The organism is Sphingomonas sp. S6, from assembly GCF_043498045.1.
GTDB lineage: Bacteria > Pseudomonadota > Alphaproteobacteria > Sphingomonadales > Sphingomonadaceae > Sphingomonas.
Map to the genome: position 1 here is coordinate 350,809 of NZ_JBIEOE010000004.1, position 23,658 is coordinate 374,466.

31 protein-coding genes and 1 riboswitch are annotated in these 23,658 nt (G+C 68.0%); of the genes, 20 read left to right on the plus strand and 11 right to left on the minus strand.

From position 1 onward, the window contains the following. Positions 1-5: 5 nt before the first annotated feature. Positions 6-377: a TadE/TadG family type IV pilus assembly protein gene (locus tag ACGVWT_RS09380; RefSeq protein ID WP_315460795.1), complete on the minus strand. Its 372-nt coding sequence runs from the start codon at positions 375-377 to the stop codon at positions 6-8. Between the two features lie 251 nt (positions 378-628). Continuing rightward, positions 629-1,549, minus strand: a complete 921-nt coding sequence (locus ACGVWT_RS09385; RefSeq protein WP_043060892.1) for an ABC transporter ATP-binding protein — start codon at positions 1,547-1,549, stop codon at positions 629-631. 208 nt (positions 1,550-1,757) lie between these two features. Between ACGVWT_RS09385 and ACGVWT_RS09390 the strand changes: the two genes are divergently transcribed. After that, on the plus strand, positions 1,758-1,994 hold the full coding sequence (locus tag ACGVWT_RS09390) for a zinc-finger domain-containing protein (protein ID WP_116460354.1): 237 nt from the start codon (positions 1,758-1,760) through the stop codon (positions 1,992-1,994). Between the two features lie 49 nt (positions 1,995-2,043). Beyond that, positions 2,044-3,471: a metalloprotease TldD gene (tldD, locus tag ACGVWT_RS09395; protein WP_315460794.1), complete on the plus strand. Its 1,428-nt coding sequence runs from the start codon at positions 2,044-2,046 to the stop codon at positions 3,469-3,471. Between the two features lie 4 nt (positions 3,472-3,475). On the opposite strand, the gene ACGVWT_RS09400 is transcribed toward tldD, so the two are convergent. Continuing rightward, positions 3,476-3,772, minus strand: coding sequence for a CcdB family protein (locus tag ACGVWT_RS09400; RefSeq protein ID WP_116460356.1), 297 nt, complete (start codon positions 3,770-3,772; stop codon positions 3,476-3,478). Then, entirely contained in the window at positions 3,772-4,017 is a 246-nt protein-coding gene (locus ACGVWT_RS09405) for a type II toxin-antitoxin system CcdA family antitoxin (protein ID WP_116460357.1), read from the minus strand. Before ACGVWT_RS09405 ends, ACGVWT_RS09400 begins: the two co-directional genes overlap by 1 nt. A gap of 46 nt (positions 4,018-4,063) precedes the next feature. On the opposite strand from ACGVWT_RS09405, the gene ACGVWT_RS09410 reads away from it, so the two are divergent. The 3 genes from ACGVWT_RS09410 (at position 4,064) to ACGVWT_RS09420 (ending at position 6,113) form a co-directional block, all read left to right on the plus strand. Beyond that, positions 4,064-4,264 (plus strand): DUF2007 domain-containing protein, encoded by a 201-nt coding sequence (locus ACGVWT_RS09410; protein WP_315460793.1) that lies wholly within the window; start codon positions 4,064-4,066, stop codon positions 4,262-4,264. Between the two features lie 141 nt (positions 4,265-4,405). Further along, positions 4,406-4,744 carry a P-II family nitrogen regulator gene (locus ACGVWT_RS09415; protein WP_017980283.1) on the plus strand — a complete coding sequence of 113 codons (339 nt, stop codon included), beginning with the start codon at positions 4,406-4,408 and terminating at the stop codon, positions 4,742-4,744. 10 nt (positions 4,745-4,754) lie between these two features. Beyond that, a complete protein-coding gene (locus tag ACGVWT_RS09420; protein ID WP_315460792.1) occupies positions 4,755-6,113 on the plus strand; it encodes an ammonium transporter in 1,359 nt (452 codons plus the stop codon). A 541-nt stretch (positions 6,114-6,654) separates the two neighbouring features. Here ACGVWT_RS09420 and ribH read toward each other — a convergent pair. The 6 genes from ribH to ACGVWT_RS09450 are packed head-to-tail and all read right to left on the minus strand — an operon-like array spanning position 6,655 to position 11,353. Continuing rightward, positions 6,655-7,074, minus strand: coding sequence for a 6,7-dimethyl-8-ribityllumazine synthase (gene ribH, locus ACGVWT_RS09425; RefSeq protein WP_315460791.1), 420 nt, complete (start codon positions 7,072-7,074; stop codon positions 6,655-6,657). Between the two features lie 3 nt (positions 7,075-7,077). Then, positions 7,078-8,217 (minus strand): 3,4-dihydroxy-2-butanone-4-phosphate synthase, encoded by a 1,140-nt coding sequence (ribB, locus tag ACGVWT_RS09430; RefSeq protein WP_315460790.1) that lies wholly within the window; start codon positions 8,215-8,217, stop codon positions 7,078-7,080. Then, positions 8,207-8,821 (minus strand): riboflavin synthase, encoded by a 615-nt coding sequence (locus ACGVWT_RS09435; protein WP_315460789.1) that lies wholly within the window; start codon positions 8,819-8,821, stop codon positions 8,207-8,209. Before ACGVWT_RS09435 ends, ribB begins: the two co-directional genes overlap by 11 nt. Continuing rightward, the gene (gene ribD / locus ACGVWT_RS09440) at positions 8,806-9,870 is read right to left on the minus strand and encodes a bifunctional diaminohydroxyphosphoribosylaminopyrimidine deaminase/5-amino-6-(5-phosphoribosylamino)uracil reductase RibD (protein ID WP_394426166.1); all 1,065 of its coding nucleotides are present in this window, start codon (positions 9,868-9,870) and stop codon (positions 8,806-8,808) included. The genes ACGVWT_RS09435 and ribD overlap by 16 nt, the downstream gene beginning before the upstream one ends. 20 nt (positions 9,871-9,890) lie before the next feature. Next, positions 9,891-10,238: a hypothetical protein gene (locus ACGVWT_RS09445; RefSeq protein ID WP_116460364.1), complete on the minus strand. Its 348-nt coding sequence runs from the start codon at positions 10,236-10,238 to the stop codon at positions 9,891-9,893. Between the two features lie 41 nt (positions 10,239-10,279). Continuing rightward, positions 10,280-11,353: a DUF3667 domain-containing protein gene (locus ACGVWT_RS09450; protein ID WP_315460787.1), complete on the minus strand. Its 1,074-nt coding sequence runs from the start codon at positions 11,351-11,353 to the stop codon at positions 10,280-10,282. Positions 11,354-11,432: 79 nt separating this feature from the next. On the opposite strand from ACGVWT_RS09450, the gene ACGVWT_RS09455 reads away from it, so the two are divergent. The 14 genes from ACGVWT_RS09455 (at position 11,433) to ACGVWT_RS09520 (ending at position 22,083) form a co-directional block, all read left to right on the plus strand. Further along, on the plus strand, positions 11,433-12,695 hold the full coding sequence (locus ACGVWT_RS09455; protein ID WP_315460786.1) for a glutamate-5-semialdehyde dehydrogenase: 1,263 nt from the start codon (positions 11,433-11,435) through the stop codon (positions 12,693-12,695). A 31-nt stretch (positions 12,696-12,726) separates the two neighbouring features. Next, positions 12,727-12,981 carry a hypothetical protein gene (locus ACGVWT_RS09460; RefSeq protein ID WP_315460785.1) on the plus strand — a complete coding sequence of 85 codons (255 nt, stop codon included), beginning with the start codon at positions 12,727-12,729 and terminating at the stop codon, positions 12,979-12,981. Further along, positions 12,978-13,265, plus strand: coding sequence for a type II toxin-antitoxin system RelE/ParE family toxin (locus tag ACGVWT_RS09465; RefSeq protein ID WP_315460784.1), 288 nt, complete (start codon positions 12,978-12,980; stop codon positions 13,263-13,265). The genes ACGVWT_RS09460 and ACGVWT_RS09465 overlap by 4 nt, the downstream gene beginning before the upstream one ends. After that, complete coding sequence (locus tag ACGVWT_RS09470) at positions 13,262-13,843, plus strand: nicotinate-nucleotide adenylyltransferase (protein ID WP_315460783.1); 582 nt, start codon at positions 13,262-13,264, stop codon at positions 13,841-13,843. Before ACGVWT_RS09465 ends, ACGVWT_RS09470 begins: the two co-directional genes overlap by 4 nt. Positions 13,844-13,870: 27 nt before the next feature. Continuing rightward, complete coding sequence (gene rsfS, locus ACGVWT_RS09475; protein WP_315460782.1) at positions 13,871-14,329, plus strand: ribosome silencing factor; 459 nt, start codon at positions 13,871-13,873, stop codon at positions 14,327-14,329. A gap of 1 nt (position 14,330) precedes the next feature. After that, a complete protein-coding gene (locus ACGVWT_RS09480; RefSeq protein WP_315461021.1) occupies positions 14,331-14,753 on the plus strand; it encodes a 23S rRNA (pseudouridine(1915)-N(3))-methyltransferase RlmH in 423 nt (140 codons plus the stop codon). Next, entirely contained in the window at positions 14,753-16,009 is a 1,257-nt protein-coding gene (locus tag ACGVWT_RS09485) for a peptidoglycan DD-metalloendopeptidase family protein (RefSeq protein WP_315460781.1), read from the plus strand. Before ACGVWT_RS09480 ends, ACGVWT_RS09485 begins: the two co-directional genes overlap by 1 nt. 215 nt (positions 16,010-16,224) lie before the next feature. Next, the gene (locus tag ACGVWT_RS09490) at positions 16,225-17,577 is read left to right on the plus strand and encodes a S41 family peptidase (protein ID WP_017980268.1); all 1,353 of its coding nucleotides are present in this window, start codon (positions 16,225-16,227) and stop codon (positions 17,575-17,577) included. After that, a complete protein-coding gene (locus ACGVWT_RS09495) occupies positions 17,574-18,068 on the plus strand; it encodes a disulfide bond formation protein B (RefSeq protein ID WP_315460780.1) in 495 nt (164 codons plus the stop codon). The genes ACGVWT_RS09490 and ACGVWT_RS09495 overlap by 4 nt, the downstream gene beginning before the upstream one ends. Then, entirely contained in the window at positions 18,065-18,628 is a 564-nt protein-coding gene (locus ACGVWT_RS09500) for a demethoxyubiquinone hydroxylase family protein (protein WP_315460779.1), read from the plus strand. The genes ACGVWT_RS09495 and ACGVWT_RS09500 overlap by 4 nt, the downstream gene beginning before the upstream one ends. Before the next feature lie 11 nt (positions 18,629-18,639). Continuing rightward, positions 18,640-19,146 carry a hypothetical protein gene (locus ACGVWT_RS09505; RefSeq protein ID WP_315460778.1) on the plus strand — a complete coding sequence of 169 codons (507 nt, stop codon included), beginning with the start codon at positions 18,640-18,642 and terminating at the stop codon, positions 19,144-19,146. A gap of 218 nt (positions 19,147-19,364) precedes the next feature. Further along, positions 19,365-19,877 (plus strand): DUF2306 domain-containing protein, encoded by a 513-nt coding sequence (locus tag ACGVWT_RS09510; protein WP_315460777.1) that lies wholly within the window; start codon positions 19,365-19,367, stop codon positions 19,875-19,877. 4 nt (positions 19,878-19,881) lie between these two features. Then, positions 19,882-21,282: a hypothetical protein gene (locus tag ACGVWT_RS09515; protein WP_315460776.1), complete on the plus strand. Its 1,401-nt coding sequence runs from the start codon at positions 19,882-19,884 to the stop codon at positions 21,280-21,282. 6 nt (positions 21,283-21,288) lie between these two features. Further along, positions 21,289-21,366, plus strand: a riboswitch (ZMP/ZTP riboswitch). Between the two features lie 18 nt (positions 21,367-21,384). Beyond that, complete coding sequence (locus tag ACGVWT_RS09520) at positions 21,385-22,083, plus strand: DJ-1/PfpI family protein (RefSeq protein WP_315460775.1); 699 nt, start codon at positions 21,385-21,387, stop codon at positions 22,081-22,083. On the opposite strand, the gene ACGVWT_RS09525 is transcribed toward ACGVWT_RS09520, so the two are convergent. Beyond that, positions 22,074-22,712 (minus strand): DedA family protein, encoded by a 639-nt coding sequence (locus tag ACGVWT_RS09525; protein WP_315460774.1) that lies wholly within the window; start codon positions 22,710-22,712, stop codon positions 22,074-22,076. The two genes, ACGVWT_RS09520 and ACGVWT_RS09525, sit on opposite strands and share 10 nt — an antisense overlap. An 89-nt stretch (positions 22,713-22,801) precedes the next feature. Here ACGVWT_RS09525 and ACGVWT_RS09530 point away from each other — a divergent pair, with 89 nt between their 5' ends. Next, complete coding sequence (locus ACGVWT_RS09530; RefSeq protein WP_116460375.1) at positions 22,802-23,596, plus strand: aldo/keto reductase; 795 nt, start codon at positions 22,802-22,804, stop codon at positions 23,594-23,596. Positions 23,597-23,658 lie beyond the last annotated feature (62 nt).

Consider the following 23,658-nt stretch of genomic DNA (forward strand, 5'->3'; position numbering starts at 1 on the left):
ACCCCTCACAGGCCCCCCAGCAGGATGGTGGCGCGCTGGACGATGCGGCTGGGCGGGGCCGGCACGAAAGGCAGGCGCAGATTGCCGTCGCGGCTGGCGTCGTAGCTGACGGTGATGGTCAGCTGGCTGGAGGCTTCGCTGACCGCGATCGTGGCGCGCTGCATGTCGTAGCGGCCGAGGTTCCTGAGGTGATCGGTAGCCTTGGTGGTGGCGAGCGTGCGCCGTTCGGTCGCGTCGAGGCCGGCGATGGCGGCGCGGGCGCCGTCGTTCGCCGCCTGCTGGACGCCGTTGGCGATCAGGAACCACCAGGCATAGGAAGTGATGCCGAAGGTCAGCATCAGCATCACGGGCAACAGGACGGCGAATTCGATCAGCATGGATCCGCCCGTATGGGACAGAATTGCCGCAATCCCCCTCCGGCCGCGGCCCGCGGTGCGGGCGCTGACGGCGTCGTTGCGAACATCAACTCCGGTCATTCTCTTTCCTCCATGACGAGGCATGGAGGATGTCGCCTCAAGTCGATCTAAACATTTCTGTCAGAACGACTTTGAGGTGATTTTCGGACCGGATTTGTTTGTTTGACGTGCTATTGCCGGCGCGCAGCTTTGTTTCGCTGTCGTAAGGTTGTTCAGGCGTCGGTGCGGGTGAGGCTGAGGAACACATCCTCGAGGTCCGGTTCCTTGGTCGTCACGTCGACGATGCCGAAACCATCGTTCTGGACCGCGGCGAGGACTTCGCCGGCATTCACCCGATCCTTGGCATAGGTGATTTCGAGCGTCCGGCTGCCCTTCAGCACGATCTTGGCGAAGCAGGCGTTTTGCGGCGGCGTCGCGACATCGCGGTCGACGGTGACCGCCACCACCTTTTCCTGGGCCTTGCCGACGAGGTCGCGCGTCGGTTCGTTGGCGATCAGGCGGCCGTGGTTGATGATCGCGATGCGATCGCACAGCTCCTCGGCCTCTTCGAGGTAATGCGTGGTCAGCACCACGGTGACGCCGGCGGCGTTCAATTCGCGGACATAGGCCCACAATTGCTGGCGCAGCTGGATGTCGACGCCGGCGGTGGGTTCGTCGAGGACGAGGACGGGGGGCGAATGGACCATCGCCTTGGCGACCATCAGCCGCCGCTTCATGCCGCCCGACAGCGTGCGGGCGTACGCATTGGCCTTGTCCTCGAGGTGCACGGCGCGCAGCAGGTCGAGGCTGCGGCGCTGCGATTTGGGGACGCCGTAGAGGCCCGCCTGGATTTCCAGCGTCTCGATCGGCGTGAAGAAGGGGTCGAACAGGATTTCCTGGTTGACGATGCCGATCGACGCCTTGGCGTTGCGCGGATGGGCGTCGATGTCGAAGCCCCAGATCTCGGCCGCGCCGTCGGTCTTGTTCACAAGGCCGGCGAGGATGTTGATGAGCGTCGATTTTCCCGCGCCATTGGGGCCGAGCAGGCCGAAGATCTGGCCGCGAGGCACGTCGAAGCTGACGCCATCGAGCGCGCGCTTGCCGCCCTGATAGGTCTTGCAGAGGTTCTGGATGCGGATCGCGGCCTCGGTCATGGCGGCGGCATACGCGCCGATCGTGGAGGGGGGCAACTAAATCCTCCCCGGCACGGGGAGGGGGACCGCTCGCGACAGCGAGTGGTGGAGGGGGATCGCCGCGAGCGACACCCCTTGCGGAAGCCCCCCTCCGTCACCGCTGCGCGGCGCCACCTCCCCGTGCCGGGGAGGATTGAAGACGGGCGTCGCCCTTGCTATCCGCTGGCGCATGATCGCGCCGCCCGAAATCGTCCGTGTCTCCCAACGCCGCGTCGCCTGCGATGGCGCCACCGACATTCCGGGTGGAGCGGCGCTCGGCCATCCGCGCGTGTTCCTGCAGATCGACGAGAATGGCTATATCGACTGCGGCTATTGCGATCGGCGCTTCGTGCTGATCGGCGGGCCGGCGGATGGCGTCGACCAGTCCACCCTGCGCGACATTTCGGAAGGCGCCAGCCCGCGCTAACGCGCCGGACGGAGCTAGCAGGTAGCGATACCGCGCCTATATTGGCGGTATGACCGTATCCGCCGATCCCCGCTCGTTCCTGTATCGCGACGCTCTGTCGCCCGACGCCGCGCTGCGGCTGACCGCCGAAACGCTGGGGGCGGCCGACGATGGTGAACTCTACCTGCAATATCGCAAGGCCGAGGCGTTCGGCTTCGATGACGGGCGGCTGAAGACCGCGAGCTACGACACCAATGCCGGCTTCGGCCTGCGCGCGGTTTCGGGCGAGATGACCGCCTTCGCGCATGCGAACGAGTTGTCCGAAGCCGCCATCCGCCGAGCGGGCGAGACGATGGCGCTGATCGACCCGTCGAAGGCCGCAAAGGCGCCGCCGCCGCAAGGTAACAACCGCCACCTCTATACCGATGCCGATCCGCTCGATCTGGTGCCGTTCGCCGACAAGGTGAACCTGTGCCAGACGATCGACGCCGCGGCGCGCGCGCGTGACCCGCGCGTGGCGCAGGTGTCGGTGGGCCTCAGCGGGACGTGGAGCGTGGTCGAGATCGTGCGGCCCGACGGCTTCGTCGCGACCGACGTGCGGCCGCTGGTGCGGCTCAACATCCAGATCGTCGTCGAACAGAATGGCCGGCGCGAGACAGGCAGCTTCGGCATCGGCGGGCGCTATCTGTACGAGCGGCTGATGGAGCCGGCGGTGTGGAACCGCGGGATCGACGAGGCGCTGGCGCAGGCGCTGGTCAATCTCGAGTCGGTCGCAGCGCCGGCGGGCGAGATGACCGTGCTGCTCGGACCGGGCTGGCCCGGCGTGCTGCTGCACGAAGCGATCGGCCACGGGCTGGAGGGCGACTTCAACCGCAAGGGTACGAGCGCCTTTTCCGGCCGGATCGGCGAGCGTGTCGCGGCGCCGGGTGTAACGGTGGTCGACGATGGCAGCCTCGCCGACCGGCGCGGGTCGTTGTCGATCGACGACGAAGGCACCCCGACGCGCGAGACGGTGCTGATCGAGGACGGCATCCTGAAGGGCTATATGCAGGACCGGCTCAACGCGCGGCTGATGGGGGTGCCGGCGACGGGCAACGGCCGGCGCGAAAGCTTCGCGCATGCGCCGATGCCGCGGATGACCAACACCTTCATGAAGGACGGCAAGGACGATCCCGCCGAGCTGCTATCCCGCGTGAAGACGGGCATCTTCGCCAAGAGCTTCGGCGGAGGGCAGGTCGATATCGTGTCGGGTAAGTTCGTCTTCTCGTGCACCGAGGCGTACCGGATCGAGAACGGCAAGCTGGGCGCGCCGATCAAGGGCGCGACGCTGATCGGCGACGGGCCGACGGTGCTGACCAAATTGCTGGGCATCGGCAACGACTTCGCGCTCGACGAAGGGATCGGCGTGTGCGGTAAGGGCGGGCAGAGCGTGCCGGCGGGCGTGGGTCAGCCGACGCTGCTGGTCGATGGGCTGACGGTGGGGGGTACGGCGGCGTGAGCGGTCAGGCCGTGCCGATCAGCACGTCAATCGCATGCGTGATCGTGTAGTGCTCGTGATCGAGCGAGCCTTCGCGCCGGCGTAGCTCGCTCGTTCGTAGCGCACCGGCAAGTTGTGGAACGAGGACAAGCGTTTCGTCGCGGAATACGAGAACGGGGTTGATCCGTGCATGTGGCGCGGGTCCTTCGCCGCGCGGCAGGAGTGGCACGACGAAGCGCGTGCCGATCTCGTCGAGGAAATCGGCCTGGCAATCGACGACCAGCGACCCGTCCGCGAGGCTGTAGACGTCGAACCGTGCCATTAGAACAGTCGGTATTTTTCGAGGGGAAGCTCATTCTCCTCGACCCAGCGGCGATGCGCTGCGATCCACTCGCGGTTTTCTTCCTTCCAATTCGCATCACGTAGCTTGCGGCCCGCATCGCGGATCGCCGCTTCGCTCACCTGCGACAGATTGACCCCAGCTTCCTTGGCCATGGCCACGATGCCGGTATCCAGCGACAAATTGACGGGCTTGCGCTTGCCCGAAGCGATCGGATCATGCTTCATGCGGCGAAAGTATGCGCATCATCCATGCGCGTCAACGGAGCGCATCATGTCCCTCGTCGAACTCGGTCGGTACGATCGCAACTTGGCCAATATCCTCGTCGGGCGGCTGGCGGCGGAAGGGATTGCGGCGATCGCCTTCGACGGCGGCGCGAGCATCGCCGATGGCCGCTACCTGCTGATCCCGGTCCGCGTGATGGTGGACGAGGACGATCTGACGGCGGCGCAGGATATCGTCGGCGCTGCCTGATTTTTGAGCAGAGAAAGCTGGCTGCACAATAATCTGACGTCCCCGGCGCGCGTCGCGCACGAAATGCCCTGAAATCCTGCCAAATCGTAAATGGCACGGTCGTTGCGATGCAGCATGGCGTGCAACGCTAAGGGGGCAGGGATGAAGCTGGTCATTGCGATCATCAAGCCGTTCAAGCTCGACGAGGTGAGGGAAGCGCTCACCACGTTGGGCGTGGCGGGGATGACGGTTACCGAGGTCAAGGGGTTCGGCCGCCAGAAGGGCCAGACCGAAATCTACCGCGGCGCCGAATACAGCACCAACATGGTGCCCAAGATCAAGATCGAGGTGGTGTGCGCCGCCGACCTGGCCGACCGGGTCGTCGAAGCGATCCAGGCATCGGCGAACACCGGCGCGATCGGCGACGGCAAGATCTTCGTGCTCGACGTCGGGCAGGCGGTGCGCATCCGCACCGGCGAAACCGACGATTCGGCGCTCTGAGGGGGGTAAGATGAAGCTGACACAGAAAATCGCCGGTGTCGGGGCGGCCTGCGCTGCCGCGGCCTTCACCGCACTGCCGGCCTTCGCCCAGGCGGCGCCCGCGGCGGCACCCGTCGTCGCGACGGTCAACAAGGGCGACACCGCCTGGATGATGACCAGCACCGTGCTGGTGATGATGATGATCCTGCCGGGCCTGGCGCTGTTCTACGGCGGCCTCACCCGCGCCAAGAACATGCTGTCGACGATGACGCAGATCGGCGCGGTCGCGTGTCTCGCGATGCTGATCTGGGTGATGTACGGCTATTCGCTCGCCTTCGGTCCCGACCTTGCCGGCGGCGGGTTCCTGACCAACTTCATCGCCAGCTTCGACAAGGCGTTCCTGAAGGGCGTGACCGCGGCGTCGCAGTCGGCGACCTTCACCGCGGGCGTCGAAATCCCCGAATATGTCTTCATCTGCTTCCAGATGACCTTTGCCGCGATCACCGTCGCGCTGGTGCTGGGATCGGTGGTGGAGCGGATGAAGTTCAGCGCGGTGATGGCGTTCGGCGCCGTCTGGCTGACGATCGTCTACTTCCCGATCGCGCACATGGTGTGGGCATCGTCGGGCCTGTTCTTCAAGGCGGGCGCGCTCGATTTCGCGGGCGGCACGGTGGTGCACATCAACGCGGGTGTCTCGGCGCTGGTCGCATCGCTGATGCTGGGCAAGCGCATGGGCTATCCCAACACGCCGATGCCGCCGCATTCGCTCACGCTGACGGGCGTCGGCACCGGCCTGCTGTGGGTCGGCTGGTTCGGGTTCAACGCCGGGTCTGCGCTGGAGGCCAATGGTTCGGCGGGCCTTGCGATGATCAACACCTTCGTCGCGACGGCATCGGGCGGCCTGTTCTGGATGCTGATCGAGCGGGTGCGCGGTCACAAGGGGTCGGCGCTGGGCTTCTGCTCGGGCATCGTCGCCGGCCTGGTCGCGGTGACGCCGGCTGCCGGTAACTCCGGCCCGTTCGGCGCGATCGTGCTGGGTGCGGTCGCCTCGGTGGTCTGCTTCTTCGCGGTGTCGGTCCTGAAGCCCAAGCTCGGCTATGACGACGCGCTCGACGCCTTCGGCGTGCATGGCATCGGCGGCATGATCGGCGCGGTCGGCACGGGCATCGTCTATGCGCCCTCGCTCGGCGGACCGGGTGCGGCGGATTACGCCATGGGTGCCAAGCTGCTCGTGCAGATCGAGGCGGTCGCGACGACGATCGTCTGGGCGGCGATCGGCACGGTGATCGCGATCACCATCGCCAAGCTGGTCACCGGCCTGCGTGTCGCTCGCGAAGTCGAGCAGGAAGGCCTCGACCTCGGCGAACACGGCGAGCGCGCCTACAACTGATCGGGAGCGGGACGGCAGGTCCCGCACCCCACCGACGTTCCTCCTGCGGACGACCCTGGCCCGGTACGGTGACGTACCGGGTCTTTTTTGCGCGCGAAGACGCGAAGACGCGAAGGGGGAGTGCTGGTGGCAGGCGTCGGCCTGTTTTGCCTGATGTGAGGGAGCTGGACGGGCGGGGTGGACGCGACCTCTTTGCGTCTTTGCGGCTTCGCGTGCATCATTTTGCGCGCGGAGGCGCGGAGGCGCGGAGGCGCAGAGGACGCAGAAGTGTTCCGCCTTTGTGTGGCGTCGGCCTGCTGCAATCGGCCGGGATGGGCCACGCGGGGAGCGGCTGGCGCTGCCGCTCCGCGTTCTTTGCGCTTCTGCGCTGCGCGCGGGCTGATGCCTCCCCGTCATCCCGACGAAGGCCGGGATCCACGGAAATGCGACGCATCGGTCCCGCGCCTAGGTCAGTCACGCCTCCGTCCATGGATCCCGGCGTGCGCCGGGATGACGAACAAAGGCGAGGGGGCGTGGGCGGTACGTTGCTTTGGCGCGGGCCTCAGCCCAGACGCGTGCGCAGGTCCATCATGGTGATCGCCGCCTGGGCTGCGCCGCCGCCCTTGTCGAGCTGGCCGGGGTCGGCGCGGGTGATGGCTTGCGCTTCGTTTTCGGTGGTGAGGATGCCGTTGCCGATGGCGAGGCCGTCCATGGTCAGCGCCATGATGCCGCGGGCGCTTTCGTTCGCGACGATCTCGAAATGATAGGTCTCGCCGCGGATGACGACGCCGAGCGCGACGAAGGCGTCGTAGCGGCTGGTGTCCGACGCCAGCGCGATCGCGCCGGGGACTTCGAGCGCACCCGGCACCGTCACGGTTTCATGCGTGTGACCGGCCGCCTCGATCGCGGCGCGGGCGCCGGCGAGCAGCATGTCGTTCAGATGGTCGTAGAAGCGGGCTTCGACGATGAGGATATTGGCCATGGGTCAGCCTTCGCCTTCGATGCGGCGCTCGGCGACGATCGACAGGCCGTAGCCGTCGAGCCCCACGAGCGTATGGTGGGTGTTGGTGAGCAGGATCATGTCGTGGACGCCGAGTTCGGCGAGGATCATCGCGCCGACGCCATAGTCGCGCAGCTCCTCCATCGGCACCTCGACCTGCTCGCCGGCATGGCGGCGGACGGCGGTGGTGAAGGCGTCGGCGCGCTGGCGGTTGATGAGGACGATGACGCCCGAGCCTTCGTTGGCGATCATCTCCATCGAGCGCTGGAGCATGCGGCCGCGGTCGCCATCCTCGCCGAACACGTCGGCGAAGGGGGAAAGGGCGTGCATGCGCACCAGCACCGGCTGCGTCACGTCGAGCCGGCCCTTGACCAGCGCGACCTGTTCGGTGCCCGTCGCGGTGTTGCGATAGGCACGCACCGCCCATTCACCGCCCCAGCGGCTGGTGAAGCGGGTTTCCGACACCAAGGAGACGAGGTGGTCGTAGCGGCGGCGGTAGGCGATCAGGTCGCGGATCGTGCCGATCTTGAGGTTGTGGAACTGCGCGAAGGTGACGAGATCGTCCATCCGCGCCATCGTGCCATCCTCGTTCATGATCTCGCAGATCACGCCCGAGGGGTTGAGGCCGGCGAGGCGCGACACGTCGACCGCTGCCTCGGTGTGCCCGGCGCGCACCAGCACGCCGCCGTCGCGTGCGACGAGGGGGAAGACGTGGCCCGGGGTCACGATGTCGGCGCGCCCCTTGCCGCTGTCGGTCGCCACGGCGATCGTGCGGGCGCGGTCGGCGGCGGAGATGCCGGTCGTCACGCCCTCGCGCGCCTCGATCGAGACGGTGAAGGCGGTTTCGTGGCGGGTGCCGTTGTTGCGGCTCATCAGGTCGAGCCCGAGTTCCTCGACGCGGGTGCGCGTCATCGCGAGGCAGATCAGGCCACGGCCGTGGCGGGCCATGAAGTTGATCTTTTCGGGCGTCGCCATTTGCGCGGGGATGACGAGGTCGCCCTCGTTCTCGCGATCCTCGTCGTCGACGAGGATGAACATGCGGCCGTTGCGCGCCTCGTCGATGATCTCTTCGGGCGACGACAGGAAGGCGTGGCGGAGCTGGGCGATCTCAGGGTTAGCGGCCACGGTAATGCTCCATGCGTTGCAGATAACGGGCGAGGACGTCGATCTCGATATTGACCATCTGCCCCTGGGCGAGGGCGCCGAGCGTCGTCACCGCCTGCGTATGCGGGATGAGGTTGACGGAGAAATGGGTGGTGTCGCCCTGATCCTCGACCGTGTTAACGGTGAGCGAGACGCCGTCGATCGTGATCGACCCCTTGGGCGCGATGAAGGGCGCGAGGGCGGCGGGGACGGCGAAGCCGATGCGATGCGACTCGCCCTCCGGACAGATGCCGATCACCTCGGCGATGCCGTCGACATGGCCGGTGACGATATGGCCGCCGAGTTCATCGCCGAGCTTCATCGCGCGTTCGAGGTTGAGGCGGCGCCCTTCGACCCATTGGTCGCGCGCGGTGCAGCCGATCGTCTCGCCAGACACCTGGACATCGAACCAATGATAGTTGGCCGTGCCCTTGTCGATGACGGTCAGACAGACGCCCGAACAGGCGATCGAGGCGCCGAGGTCGATCGTGTCGGGGTCGTAGGTGGTGGCGATGCGCACGCGCGTGTCGCCCTCGCTCTGAACCCGTTCGATCGTGCCGATATCGCTGACTATGCCGGTGAACATGGGGTGCGCTCGTAGACCTCGAGCCGGTCGCTGCCAAGCTGGCGCGCATCGTGGCGCTGCCAGCGGCCGTGTGCCGATCCGAGATCGGCGAGGCCGATCGCGCCGATCGCGGGCAGTCCGCCGCCGATGACGATGGGCGCACGGTAGAGGAGCAGGCGGTCGACCAGATCGTCTCGCAAGAAGGCCGCGGCGGTGCCCGCGCCGCCCTCGACGAGCAGGTGGTCGCCGGGGAGGGTGGCGATGGCGGCGGGGGAGGGGATGATGGTCCACCCCCTGTCCCCTGTGATTTCGTCATCCCGGCGCAGGCCGGGATCTATGGATGGGGGGACGCTCGATCCGCCAGCCGCGCCGTGTCCGTGGATCCCGGCGCTCGCCGGGATGACGAAGGACGGGGCGGATGAAAGCACGACCCGCTGCGGGCTGCGTCCCTCCAGCCCCGGCAGGCGCACGTCGAGGGTCGGGCGGTCCGCCTCCCATGTCCCCCGGCCGACGAGGATCGCTTCGTGGCGGGCGCGTTCGAGGTGGGCGTGGGCGCGCGCCTCTGCGCCGGTGATCCAGCGGCTGGTGCCGTCGGCAAGCGCGATGCAGCCGTCGAGCGAGGTGGCGAGCTTCAGCGTCACGAACGGGCGGCCGAGCCGGCGGCGGGTGAGGAAGCCGGCCATGCTGCGCGCCGCATCGGCGGCAAGGAGGCCGACCGCCACCGCCACACCGGCAGCGCGGAGCCGGGCGATGCCCTGCCCGTTGGTGCGCGGATCCGGATCGCCGAGTGCGATCACCACGCGCGCGATGCCGGCCGCGATCAGCAGATCGGTGCAGGCCGGGCCACGGGCCGAGAGATGGGCGCAGGGTTCGAGCGTGACATAGGCGGTGGCGCCATGCGCCGCGTCGCCTGCCAGCGCGAGCGCCATCGCCTCGGCATGCGGGCGACCGCCGGGCTGGGTCCAGCCGCGACCGACGACACGATCGTCGCGGACGATGACGCAACCGACATTGGGATTGGGGGCGGTGCGTCCGCGCGTGCGCCCGGCGAGCGCGAGCGCGGCGGCCATCCAGCGCGAATCGGCCGTGCTCACAGCCCCATTTTATTCATCGCGTCATCGACCTTCTTGAACTGGCTGCGCAATTTCTCCTCGCGCGCCTTTTGTGCGGCGATACGCTTGTCCTGTTCGACCTTGTCGATCGCCTGCTGCGCCTTGATCTCCGCGTCGGTGCGGTCGGCGGCGTAATTCTTGAAATAGATGATGTTGGGTTGATAGGGTTCGGGCGGAATGTCGTTGCGCATGAAGGCGTAGACGAAGAACCCCGTGATCGCGATCGCCAGCGCGAGGAAGCCCAGGTCGCGCGGCTCGCGCTGCGACAGGAAGAAGCGCAGGTCGCGAATGGCCCGCACCGGCGAGAAGCGGCTGAAGAACTGCATGACCGCGAAGATAGGACATGGGCCCGCGGGCGACCAGTCCCTTAGTCCGTCAGCCCGTGGACCAGCAGCAGCGAGACGAAGGTAAGCAGCGCCGCCCAAGCGAAGACGAGCAGGACCGCGGTACGCCACAACGCGGAAAAGGTGCGCAGCGAATAGGCGCCGCGCAGCTGGCGGAACATGTGGATCGGCGGCAGCGCGAAGACGGCGAGCACGATCCAGCCGCTACCGACGCCGATCACGCCGGCGATCATCAGCGTGATCACCATGAGCATCATGAAGGCGAGGCTGTAGGTGACGAAGATGGCATGATCGTACAGGCCGAACCGGCGCCGCCACAGGAAGAGCAAGGCGACGAAGGGCGTCGAGATGGGGATCAGCAGCCAGCTATATTTGTACGCGCTCGATTGCAGCTTGTAGAGCGCGAGGCCGGGGTTCTTGTTGGCCTTTTCGAGGCCGTGGTCGAGGCTGGCCCAGCCGGTCTTGGCGTTGGTGAGCGACGTCTGCACGCTATCGTCGCCGCCCCCGCGACCCTGCGTCCTCTTGAGGGCGGCGATCGCGGTCTGCAAGCCGGCGATGTCCTCGTCGATGCTCTTGGTTGGCTTGCCCGCCGCGACCAGCTTGGCGCGTGTTTTCTGCGCGACGTCGAGTTGCTTTTCCACCTTCTCGACTCCGCCGGCGATGCCGACGATGTGGCGGCTGACGCCTTCGGGCGTCGCCAGTTCGGCGATGTCGCCGCCAAGCGCGCTGATCGTCGCGAACATCAGGAAGACGGTGAACAGGAAGACTGCGAGCGGTGAGACGAACCGCGCGCGCTCGCCGGCGACGTAGCGGCGGGTGAGATCGCCCGGGCGCCACACCAGCATCGGCAGCGTGCGCCAGATCTTGCCTTCGAAATGGAAGACGCCGTGCGCGATCTCATGCCCGATCGCGCCGATCGTGCGATGGACGTGGCCGCTCTGCCCGCAGGCATGGCAATGCGCGCCGATCAGCCGTGTGCCGCAATTGAGGCACAGGCCGTGCCCGTGCTCGCGTGTTTCCCCGGCGTGCGGCTCCACCGTACGGGCGGCGAGCGCACCCGTGATGAAGTCCCCTGCTGCTGCGATATCCCCCGACATGGCAGCAGCTTAGCAAGCTGTATCGGCCGGGCAAGATCGTCTTCGTGGCATAAGGCCGGGTTCCATGGTAACGAACGGCATGGCCGACGCAGACAATACGCACGAAATGATCGCAGAGATGGGCGCGCGCGCGCGCCGCGCCGCCGGGGTGCTGGCGGGTCTGCCGACGGCGGCGAAGGCGGCCGGGCTGCGCGCCGCGGCGGCGGCGGTGCGCGAACAGGCGCCGGCGATCCTCGACGCGAATGCGCGCGACATGGCGGCGGGCGAAGCGCGGGGCCTCAGCGGTGCGCTGCTCGACCGGCTGCGCCTGGACGCCGGGCGGATCGAGGGGATCGCGGCGGGGATCGAGGCGGTGGCGGGGTTGGCCGATCCGGTCGGGCAGGTGATCGATCGCCGCGAGCGGCCCAATGGCTTGCAGCTGACCCGCGTGCGCGTGCCGATCGGCGTGATCGGCATCATCTACGAATCGCGGCCCAACGTAACCGCGGATGCAGCGGCATTGTGTGTGATGGCGGGCAATGCGGTGATCCTGCGGGGCGGCAGCGAGGCGATCCATAGTAACCGCGCCTTGCACAAGGTGCTGGTCGCGGGCCTGGAATCGGCGGGATTGCCGGTCGATGCGGTGCAGTTGGTGCCGACCACCGATCGCACCGCGGTGGGCGCGATGTTGACGGCCGATGGCCTGATCGACCTGATCGTGCCGCGGGGCGGCAAGAGCCTGGTGGCGCGGGTGCAGGCGGAGGCGCGCGTACCGGTGCTGGCGCATCTCGACGGGATCAATCACGTCTATGTCGATCGTTCGGCCGATCCGGCGATGGCGGAGCGGGTGGTGCTGGACGCCAAGATGCGGCGGACCGGCATTTGCGGGGCGATGGAAACACTGCTGATCGATCGCGGCTATGGGCAGGGCGCGGCGCTGATCACGGCGTTGCGCGCGCGGGGATGCGAGGTGCGCGGCGATGCGGCGGCGCGCACGCTGGTGCCGGATCTGCCCGCGGCGTCGGCGGAGGATTGGGACACCGAATATCTCGATGCGATCGCCTCCGTCGCGCTGGTCGACGGGGTCGAGGGGGCGATGGCGCATATCGCGCGCCACGGCTCGCACCATACCGACGCGATCGTCGCCGAGAATGCGGGCGTGGCGGAGCGATTCCTGATCGGCGTCGACAGTGCGATCGTGCTGTGGAACGCCTCCACCCAATTCGCCGATGGCGGCGAGTTTGGGCTGGGCGCGGAGATCGGCATCGCGACCGGCCGCCTGCATGCGCGCGGGCCGGTCGCGCTGGAGGGGCTGACGACGTACAAATGGGTCGGCCGTGGCACGGGGCAGGTGCGCGGTTGAAGACCTCCGTCGCAGGGGATAGAATCCGCCAATGAACGCACCGGTATCGATCAATGCACCCCTCGATCCCGCCACGCTGGCGATCGTCGAGGAACTGGCCCGTTCACGTGGCATCACCGGCGAAGAATTTGCGGCGGACGCTATTCGCAAAGTCGCCGAACACGACATCGAACTACGAGCCTTTATTCAGGAAGGTATTGATTCGATCGAGCGTGATGGCGGCATAAGCCAAGAGGATATGGAAGCATGGTTCGAGGAGCGCGTGGCCGCCCGTAAACGGAGATGAGGCCCGTCACCTGGGCTCCCCGTGCAAAGGCTGACCTTGCGCGGATCGACGTGTTTTATGCCGAACGCGATCCCGATTTTGCCGACGAGATAGGGCAAGCGGCCATGGCTGCCAGCCGCTTCCTTGGTGAATTTCCCGCTGCCGGTCCGATCGTTGACCGGGACGCGCGGAAGTGGCGGATCGCGGAAACGGACTTTCTTTTGTTGTATCGGATCACCTTCACCGGCGTTGAGATCCTTCGTGTCCGTCATGGCCGTGAAGACTGGCAGCGAGCCGAGCCATGAAAACCGGCCTGCTGGGGGGATCCTTCAACCCGGCGCATCGCGGGCATCGGGCGATCACGCTCGCCGCGATCCGAGCGCTGGAACTCGACGAGGCGTGGTGGCTGGTGTCGCCGGGCAATCCGTTGAAGAGCGGCGCGCGCGACATGGCGCCGCTGGCCGCGCGGCTCGCGTCCGCGCGGGCGATGGCGCGGCGGGCGCCGATCCGGGCGAGCGATATCGAGGCGCGGCTCCACACCCGCTACACGCTCGACACGCTGCGAAAGTTGCAGCGGCGTTACCCCCGGCGGCAGTTCATCTGGTTGATGGGAGCGGACAATCTGGCGCAATTTCACCGCTGGCGCGGATGGCGCGATATCGCGCGCACGATGCCGATTGCGGTGATCGCGCGTCCGGGGTATGACGACAAGGCCCTCGCGGGTGTCGCGATGGGTTGGCTGCGGCGTTTCCAACGGCCCGCACGCCAGGCGAAGCATTGGACCTCGTGGAGTTTGCCGGCACTCGTGCTGTTGCGCTTCCGCCCCGACCCGACCTCCGCCACCGCGGTCCGTGCGGCCGATCCCGACTGGCACCGGCACTGATGCCGGCCCAGCAACCCAGGAGTCCCCTTGGCGAGTACCCCCCAGGCCGTGCGTCCGGCCGACCCGGCCGAAGTCGAAGCGCTGCTGCGACTGATCCTGACGTCGCTCGACGACGATCAGGCCGAAGAGGTCATTTCGATTCCGCTCGCGGGCAAATCGACGATCGCCGACCATATGGTGATCGCCAGCGGCCGCTCGACGCGGCAGGTCGCATCGATGGCCAACAAGATTGCCGAAAAGGTGAAGGCGGATTTCGGCCGTCCGGTGCGGATCGAAGGGCTACAGACCGCCGACTGGGTGTTGATCGACGCCAATGACGTCATCGTTCACCTGTTCCGGCCGGAGGTGCGCACCTTCTACAATCTGGAGCGCATGTGGCAGTTCGGCGATACCGTGTCGTCGTCGCTGAAGCCGCTGCCGCCGGAAGCGATGATGCCGAAGTCGCCCGACGCGACCCAGACCCCGACGACGTCGGACGAGGCCTGACATCCTTCTCCACATCGTGGCGCGCGGCAAGATCGGGCGATCGCCCGAGGCGGAGCTGGTCGACCGCTATCTGAAGCGGATCGCTTGGCCGACGCGCGTCACCGAACTGCCCGATACCGGCGGCAAGGTGCCCCCGGTGGAGCCGCAGACGGTGCGGGTGATGCTGGACGAGAAGGGCGAGCTGCTCGGCTCGCTGGAATTCGCGCGGCGGATCGAACGGTGGCGCGATAGCGGCACGCGCGAACTGCGCTTCATGATCGGCGCCGCCGACGGCTTCGACGATGCCGAGCGGGCGGGGGCGGACCTGCTGCTGTCGTTCGGGCGCGCGACCTGGCCGCATATGCTAGCGCGCGCGATGCTCGCCGAGCAGCTGTTCCGCGCGACTGCGATCCTGGCCGGGCACCCCTATCATCGGGAGGGGTGATGGCTGCCATCCCGCACCCACCCTCACCCTTCCGCGGCTACGCTGCTCCCTCCGTCTCCCGCTGGGAGAGGGAAAAGCCGCTGAAGGCGAAGGGTGAGGGTAGGCGCGTCGCATTCTGCTGTGTCGCTTTCCTCGCTCTCGCATTGCCCGCGCACAGCCAGCCCGTCGTCGACCAGCGTCAGCGGCTCGTCGCGGCGAAGCGCGATGCGGTGATCGCCACGCGCCGTGCGGAGGCGCTGGCGCGCGACGCGGCGGCCGAACGCAACGCTGCGGACAAGGCGCGGGCCGAGGAGGCGGCGCTGGCGGCGCGGGTGCGTGCTGCGGAGGCCAATCTGGCGGCGGCGCGGGCGCGGCAGGCGATCGTCACGCGATTGCTGGCGGATCAGCAGACGACGCTCGCCACGCAGCAGGCGCCGGTTGCGCGCTTGCTTGCGGCGCTGACCGCCTTGGCGCGTCGGCCGGCGGTGGTCGCGATCGCCCAGCCGGGATCGATCGACGACCTCGTCCACGTCCGCGCGGTGCTGGGCGGGGCGCTGCCGCTGGTGCAGCAGCGAACCGACGGCGTGCGGCGGCAGATCGCGCGGACGCGGGGCCTGGAGCAGGATGCGGCGGTCGCCGCGGCGGCGCTGCGCCGCGGGCGGGCGCAGCTGGAGACGGACCGGGTTGCGCTCGCGACGCTGGAGGCGGCGCACCGGCGTCGCGCCAGCGCGCTCGGTCGCAACGCGATGAGCGAGGAGGATCGGGCGCTGGCGCTGGGCGAACGCGCGCGGGACCTGGTCGAATCGCTCGGCGACGATGCAATGGCACAGGCGACGGCAGCGGATCTGGCGGCACTGCCCGGCCCCTTGCCGCGCCCGCTGGCGCCCGGAACGCGCGTGCCGGTGCCGACGGCGGGCGCGTATCGCCTGCCGGTGCGCGGGCGGCTCGTGACCGGGACGGGCGAGATTTCCGACGCGGGCGTGCGATCGCGCGGACTGACCTTTGCGGTCGCGGCGGGCGCGCCGGTGGTGGCGCCGGCTGGGGGCGTGGTGCGCTACGCCAGGGCGTATCGCGGCTATGGCACGATCGTGATCCTCGACCATGGCGACGGCTGGACGAGCCTCGTCACCGGGCTCGCCGCTGCGGGCGTTCGCCCGGGCGAGCGTATCGCGGCGGGAGCGCCGCTGGGCAGGGCGGCGGGAGGAGAAGAGCCGCAGATCACCGTCGAACTGCGTCGCCGCGGGCGGCCGGTGGATATCGCCGCGCTGTTGGGCTGAGGGGGCGCGACGGTTCGCCTAGACTAAGCGTATCCCGTCTTCCGCTTCGTCGGTGCTTCGCTCCGTTCGCAAGGGCGGGAGGGAGCGTGCGGGTGCCATAGATGGATCGGCAGCAGGCGCCCTTTGCTGTCAGCGACGGTTCAGCCTCGCCGTGCTTTGCTCCGGCTCGCAAAAGGGATAGACGTGCGGGGTTTTCCCGCCTTGCAGGACTTTCGATGCCCCGTCCGCTGCTGACCGCGACTGCTATCATCGGTTCCCTGTCCCTGATCCCGCTCGCCACGCAGGCGATGGCGGCGGTGGACACGGATACCTATCGCGAATTCGACCAGTTCCTCGACGTCTTCAATCGGATCAAGGCCGACTATGTCGACAAGGTTGACGACAAGAAGCTGATCAAGGGCGCGATCGAGGGCATGCTCGCGAGCCTCGACCCGCATTCGAGCTATGTCGACGCGCTCGACTACGACAACCTCAAGATCCAGACCGAGGGCAATTACGGCGGCCTGGGCCTCACCGTCCAGATGGAGGACGGCGCGGTGAAGGTCGTCGCGCCGCAGGAGGATACGCCCGCGTACCGCGCCGGCGTGAAGTCGGGCGATTATATCACGCATATCGACGGCAAGCTGATCTACGGCGAGACGCTGGACGAGGCGGTGGCGCTGATGCGCGGCAAGCCGGGCAGCAAGATCAGCATGACGATCGTCCGCCCCGGACAGGACAAGCCGCTCGACATCACCATGACGCGCGAGGTGATCGTGCAGCGCCCGGTGAAGTGGGAAGTGCGCGGCGACGTCGGCTACATCAACATCAACACCTTCTCCGAAAGCACGGGCGCGGATACGCGCGCGGCGATCATGGCGATCGACAAGAGCCTGGGGCATCGGCCGCTGGGCTATGTGGTCGACCTGCGCGACAATGGCGGCGGCCTGCTGACACAGGCGATCGCGGTCAGCGACGCGTTCCTGGATCATGGCGAAATCGTTTCGCAGCGCGGGCGCGAAAAGAGCGATATCGAGCGCTATTTCGCCAAGCCGGGCGACGACGCGCATGGGCTGCCGGTGGTGGTGCTGACCAACCCCGGTACGGCCTCGGCCTCCGAGATCGTCGCGGGCGCGTTGCAGGATCATCACCGCGCGCTGATCATGGGCGAGCGCAGCTTCGGCAAGGGATCGGTGCAGACGCTGCTGCCGCTGGGTCCGCAGACCGCGCTGCGCCTGACCACGGCGCGTTATTACACCCCGTCGGGCCGCAGCGTGCAGGAAGGCGGCATCGAGCCCGATATCCGCGTGCCGCAGATCAGCGATCCCGACATCAAGACGCGCCCCGTGTTCCGCGAGGCCGATCTGCGCCGCCACCTGATCAACGAGGTGAAGGCGGACAACAAGATCCTCGAGGAAGACACGAAGGACGATCCGCGCTTCGCGATGACCGCGGAACAATTGAAGAAGCAGGGGATCGACGACTTCCAGCTCTATTATGCGCTGAAGACGGTCGCGCGGCTGGGTGGCGCGGCGCAGGTCGCCGCGGCGACGAAGCCGGTGCCCTCCAGCCGGCCGGGCGGCAAGTGAGCCGCGCGTTCACCCCGGCCGAGCGGCGCGCGCGGGCGCTCGCGCTGCTGCTGCCTGCGGCGCTGCTGGCGGGGGCATGGGGATCGCAGCTCGTCGGGCACCTCTACCCGTGCGAGATGTGCCACTGGCAGCGCTGGCCGCATTATGCGGCGCTGCCGTTCGCGCTGCTGGCGTTCGTCGTGTCGCAGCGGAGCATCGCCAAAGCGCTGGTGGTAATCGCCGCGCTGCTGATCGCAGTATCGGGTGCGATCGGCGTGGCGCATGCCGGCGTCGAATACCACTGGTGGGAGGGCTTCACCGCCTGCACCCAGACGGTCGACCTGCGCGGTTTGGGCCCGGATGCGCGGCTGGAAGCGCTGATGCACGCGCCCATGGTGCGCTGCGATACGCCGCAGTGGACGTTGTTCGGCATCTCGCTCGCCGGGTTCAACGCGATCTTTTCGCTGGGTGGCGCGTTCCTGATCCTATGGTGGATGAGGAAGGCACGATGACGGCGACGATCGCGAACGCGCGCAGGCCGCACTGGCGGCCGGGTGACCGGCGCGAGGCGACGAAGGCGATGATCCGCGTCGATCAGGCGGGCGAATATGGCGCGACGCGTATCTATGCGGGCCAGTTGGCGGTGCTGGGCGACCGGCATCCGGCGGCGCGCGCGATCCACCATATGGCGAGCCAGGAGGAGCGGCACCGCGCCTTTTTCGACGCGATGATGGCGCGACGCGGCGTGCGGCCGACGCTGTTCCAGCCGTTCTGGGACAAGGCGGGCTTTGCGCTGGGCGCGATCACCGCGGCGATCGGGCCGAATGCGGCGATGGCCTGCACCGCGGCGGTCGAGACCGAGATCGACAAACATTATCAGCAGCAACGCGACGAACTGGGCGACAGCGATCCCGAATTGTCGGACGCGATCGCCGATTTCCAGGCGGAGGAGCTGGAGCACCGCGACCATGCGCTGGCCGCGGGGGCGGAACAGGCGGTCGGCTATCCGATCCTGTCGGGCCTGATCCGGCTGGGCTGCAAGGTCGCGATCGCGACCGCCAAGAGGATTTGAAAGGACGACGCATGCGAGCCTTCATCGCCACCGCCTTGATGCTGACCGCCGGACCCGCGTTGGCGCAGGAGTTTACGCAAGGCGCGCAGCCCACGGCCCAGCCCCCGGCGCAAACGGTCAGCACGAAGCCGGCGTTGCCCGGCGCGCCCAAGCCGGTCGTAATCCAGGCGCCGGGCGAAGTCGCGAAGCGCGCGCCAATCAACGGTGTGCTCGTCCTCTATGGCAACGAACGGTGCCCGACGAACAGCGACGGGCAGGAAATCGTGGTGTGCGAACGCCGCAGCGCGCGCGAGCAGTATCGCGTGCCCAAGGAATTGCGCGAATTCCAGGTGACGCCGCAGAACGAAAGCTGGGCGGCACGCGCACAGGGCACGCTGGACGCCGGTGTCGGCGCAAACAGCACGGGGAGCTGCTCGACGGTGGGTGCCGGCGGGCAGACCGGCTGCTTCCTGCAGAGCGCGCGGGCGGCGCGTAAGGAGAATCAGGCGCGCAAGGCGGAAGAGGCGCGCGTTCCTTAAGAAAGCGGTGGCGCCATCCTCGGCCGTTACCCCGGACTTGGTCTGGGTCCATTTTGCGGCGAGGGGGATGGTCAGAGGCACAGGCGCTACCCCCGCGGCCCAGTAGACCCCGGAACAAGTCCGGGGTGACGGGGTGAGTTGGCAGAGGGCGTGGCCGATACCAGCCGCTTGGCGTGCCGCATTGCCTCGGCTACCCTCATCGTCAGGGGGATGCGCACATGGCGACGGCGATCGGACGGGGCGGAACGCGGGTCAATCCTTGGGCCGTGGACGCGTATGAAAAGGCGCTGTCGGTCGGCGCGCTGCTGCTGCTCGCCGCGGTGCTGACCGCGCTCGCGCGCGGTCATGCGCAATGGGCGATGGTGCCGGGGATCGTCTGGGCGCATATCCTCACCATCCTCGTGTCGCTGGTGCTGACGCCGGTCATCCTGCTCTCGCCGCGCGGTGACAGGCGGCATCGCGTGTTGGGGCAGATCTGGGCGGTGGCGATGCTGCTGACCGCGTTGCTGTCGTTCGGCATTCGCGAAACCAACGGTGGCAGGTTCAGCTTTATCCATATCCTGTCGGCCTGGGTCGTCATTCAGGTGCCGCTGCTATGGTATGCGGCGCGCACCCATAAGGTTGCCCTGCACCGGGGCAGCGTGCGCGGCATGGTGACGGGGGCGCTGCTGATCGCGGGCTTCTTCACCTTCCCGTTCGGCCGGCTGCTCGGGCACTGGCTGTTCGGCTGAGGGCATGCGCGGCGTCCGTATCGTCCTGTTCACGATCGTCTGGCTGAGCTGTGTCTGGTTCGGATCGTGGGAGCGCAACGATAATCAGGCGACGCGGATGTACGCGGCGATCGGGCTGGTCGAGCGCGGCGATGCCTCGATCGACCCCTATGCCACGCTGACAATCGACAAGGCGATGTTCGGCGGCCGCACCTATCTCGACAAGCCGCCGGGCATGACGCTGATGGCGCTGCCCGCGGTGTGGATCGCCGATCGCGTCACCGGCGACCGGGCGAGCCATTACGATGGTGCGATCGGGGGCTATGACTTCGACCGCTATCTGCGGCTGCGCGTGCGGCTGGCGGCGGCGCTGGGGCCGGCGCTGCTAACCGCGCTCGCCGCGGTGCTGCTGTTCGATCTGGGTGTGGGATGGACGGGCAGCGCGGGCGCGGGGCTGTTCGCCGCGCTGGGCTATGCGCTCGGCACGCCGGTATGGGGCTGGTCGACGACGTTGTTCGGCCATGCGGTGGTCGCGGACCTGTACGTCGTGGCGATCTGGGCGATCTGGCGCGGCCTGTCCCTGCCGCGCGGGGCGAGCGGCCAGGCGCTGCTCGTGGGCGTAGCGCTTGGCTGGGCGGTGGTGGTCGAGCATCAGGCGGTGCTGGCGGGCGCTGTGCTCGCGCTGTGGGCGGCATGGGCGGCGCGCGACCGGGCGGATCGCGGCTGGCTGATCGGGGCGGCGCTGATCGGCGGGGCGATCGCGCTGGTGCCGTTCGCGACCTATAATCTGGTCGCCTTCGGGACGCCGTTCCGGATCGGCTATGCCGGTGTCGTCGGCTGGGAGGGGATGCACCAAGGGCTGTTCGGGCTGGGCGTGCCGCGCGTGTCGGCGCTTCGCGAGGTGACGATCGGCGCGCGCTATGGGCTGATCTGGGTCGCGCCGGTGCTGGTGCTGGCGCCATATGGGCTGTGGATGTGGGGGCAGCGACCGCGGACGCGCAGCCTGGCAGTTGCCATGGCGCTGGCGGTGGCCGTCGTGCTGCTGGTCAATGCGGCCTATGTCTATTGGCAGGGCGGCAACACCACCGGTCCGCGCTTCGCCATCCCCGCGGTGGCCCCGCTGGCGCTGGGGCTCGCCGCCGCCTGGGCGCATGCCGGCGACCGCAGCATCCGGATCGGCATGGGGGTGCTGCTGGCCCTGTCGATCGCGATCAACGCGGCGATCGCTGCGGCAGAGATTTTCGCCCCGCCGGGCAGCGCCTTTCCCGTCTGGCAGGCGGTGATCGCCGGGCCCTTCGCCAGCGGCACGCTGCGCACGCTGCCGAGCGAATGGTTCGGCTGGAGCCCCTGGGCAGGCTTCCGCTGGTGGTGCGCGCTCGCGCTACCGATGCTGGGATGGCTTGTCTGGCGGGTGCGGCGGGTCTAGCCTCATCCCCGTTCGCGTGACTGGCGCCAGTGGAGACCCACAAGGGAGCGCGAACCGCCGCCGCCGCGCGCCTGGGCATCCATGTGACGCAGGAGCCTTGTCATGACGACGTCCAGCCCCATCCGTATCGCCTTCCTGTTATTCCCCAATGTGACGCAGCTCGATTTCACGGGACCGGTGCAGGTGCTGTCGCGGTTGGGCAATGCGCGGCTTGATCTCGTGTGGAAGACGCCGGAGCCCGTGCAGACCGACGCGGGGTTCGCGATCCTGCCGACGGCGACGCTGGCGGAAGTCGATCGCGCCGACATCCTGTGCGTGCCCGGAGGGTTCGGGGTCAATGGTGTGATTGCCGACGATACGGCGATGGACTGGGTGACGCGGATCGGGCGCGAGGCGCAGTGGGTGACGAGCGTGTGCACCGGGTCGCTGATCCTGGGGGCGGCGGGGCTGCTCGATGGCTATCGCGCGGGGTGCCATTGGGGCCAGCGGCATATGCTGCCGCTGTTCGGCGCAACGCCGGTGGCGGAGCGCGTGGTGATCGATCGCAACCGGGTGACGGGCGGCGGCGTCACCGCGGGGATCGACTTTGCGCTGACGCTGACCGCGCTGCTACGCGGCGAGGCTCATGCAAAAGCGGTGCAGCTGAGCCTCGAATACGATCCGCGCCCGCCGTTCGACAGTGGCACGCCCGAACGGGCGGGGCCAGAGATCGTCGCGGCGGTCGAGCGGCGCATCCAGACGCTGGCCCCCTCACGCGACGACGACCTGCGCGCGCTCGCCAAGCGCCGCGCTTATGGCTGAGGATTGCGCTTCAGGCCGCGGACGCGGTGCCAGATGTAGAAGGTGACGAGCGCGATCAGGACGATGCCGATCGCCAGGTCGGCGCGGTGGAAGGCGGCCTTGACGCGGGGATCGCTGTCCCACTTGTCGCCGAGTTTCATGCCGACCCAGGCGAGGCCGAAGCACCACGGCCAGCTGCCGATGAAGGTGTAGACGTGGAAGGGCACCAGCCGCATCCGCGCGATGCCCGCGGGGAAGGCGATGAAGCTGCGGATAACGGGGAGCAGCCGGCCGATCAGCACCGCGATCGAGCCCCAGCGTGCGAAGAAGCGATCGGCGGCGTCGAGCTCACCCGGGCCGATCAGCAGGTAGCGGCCCCAGCGTTCCGCCACCGGCCGGCCGCCGCGCTTGCCGATCTCATACGCGACGATCGAGCCGAGATTGCAGCCGATCGCGCCTGCGGTCGCCGCCAGATAGAGGTCGAAGCGGCCGGTCGAGACGAGATAGCCGGCGAACGGCATGATGATCTCTGACGGCAGGGGGATGCAGGCGCTTTCGATCGCCATCAGGATCGCGATGCCGACATAGCCGCCGCTGGAGATCACCCAGATGGTGAAGGTGGCGAGCACGCCCAGAATTTTCTCGAACATGGGCGTGGGGCTTGGCGGATCGCGAGGGCTAAGGGAAGGGGGAACGGGGGACGGGGGAACCGGAGATGCCCGTGGGACGCTGTACGACGATGACTGATCTTACCCTGAACGACGGCCGGACCATGCCCCAATTAGGCTTCGGCACCTGGAAATTGCCCGATGCGCAGGCGCCGCTGGTGGTGCGCGGTGCACTCGATGCCGGATATCGGCTGATCGACACCGCGGCGATCTATCGCAACGAGCGCGGCGTCGGCGAAGGGCTGGCGGGCAGCGATGCCTTCGTCACGACCAAGTTGTGGAACGATCGGCAGGGCGATCCCGAGGCGGCGCTGGACGAGAGCCTGGCGCTGTTGGGGATGGATGCGGTCGACCTGTATCTGATCCACTGGCCCGCACCCGGCCAGGGGCAATATGTCGAGGCGTGGAAGACGCTGGTCGCCCTGCGCGAGGCGGGCAAGACGCGATCGATCGGCGTGTCGAACTTTCTGCCCGAGCATCTCGATGCGATCATCGAGGCGACGGGCGTGACGCCGGTGCTCAACCAGATCGAGCTGCACCCGCGCCATCAGCGGCGCGAGGAGCGCGCGTATCACGAAGCGCATGGCATCGTGACGCAGAGCTGGAGCCCGCTGGGGCAGGGCGGCGACCTGTTGCAGGACGCGGCGATCGTGCGGATTGCGGAGAAGCATGCGCGGTCGGCGGCGCAGGTGGTGCTGGCCTGGCATCTGGCGCACGGATTCTCCGTGATACCCAAGGCGGCGGATCCCGAGCATATGACGGATAATTTCGCCGCAGCCGACCTGACGCTGGACGACGAGGATATGGCGGCGATCGATGCACTCGACCGGCAGGAGCGGATGGGCGAGGATGCGCGCGCGATGTGAGCCGCTGGGAACATAGACAACATGAACACCTTGGTGGAAACGATTGGCTCCTATCGTTTCCG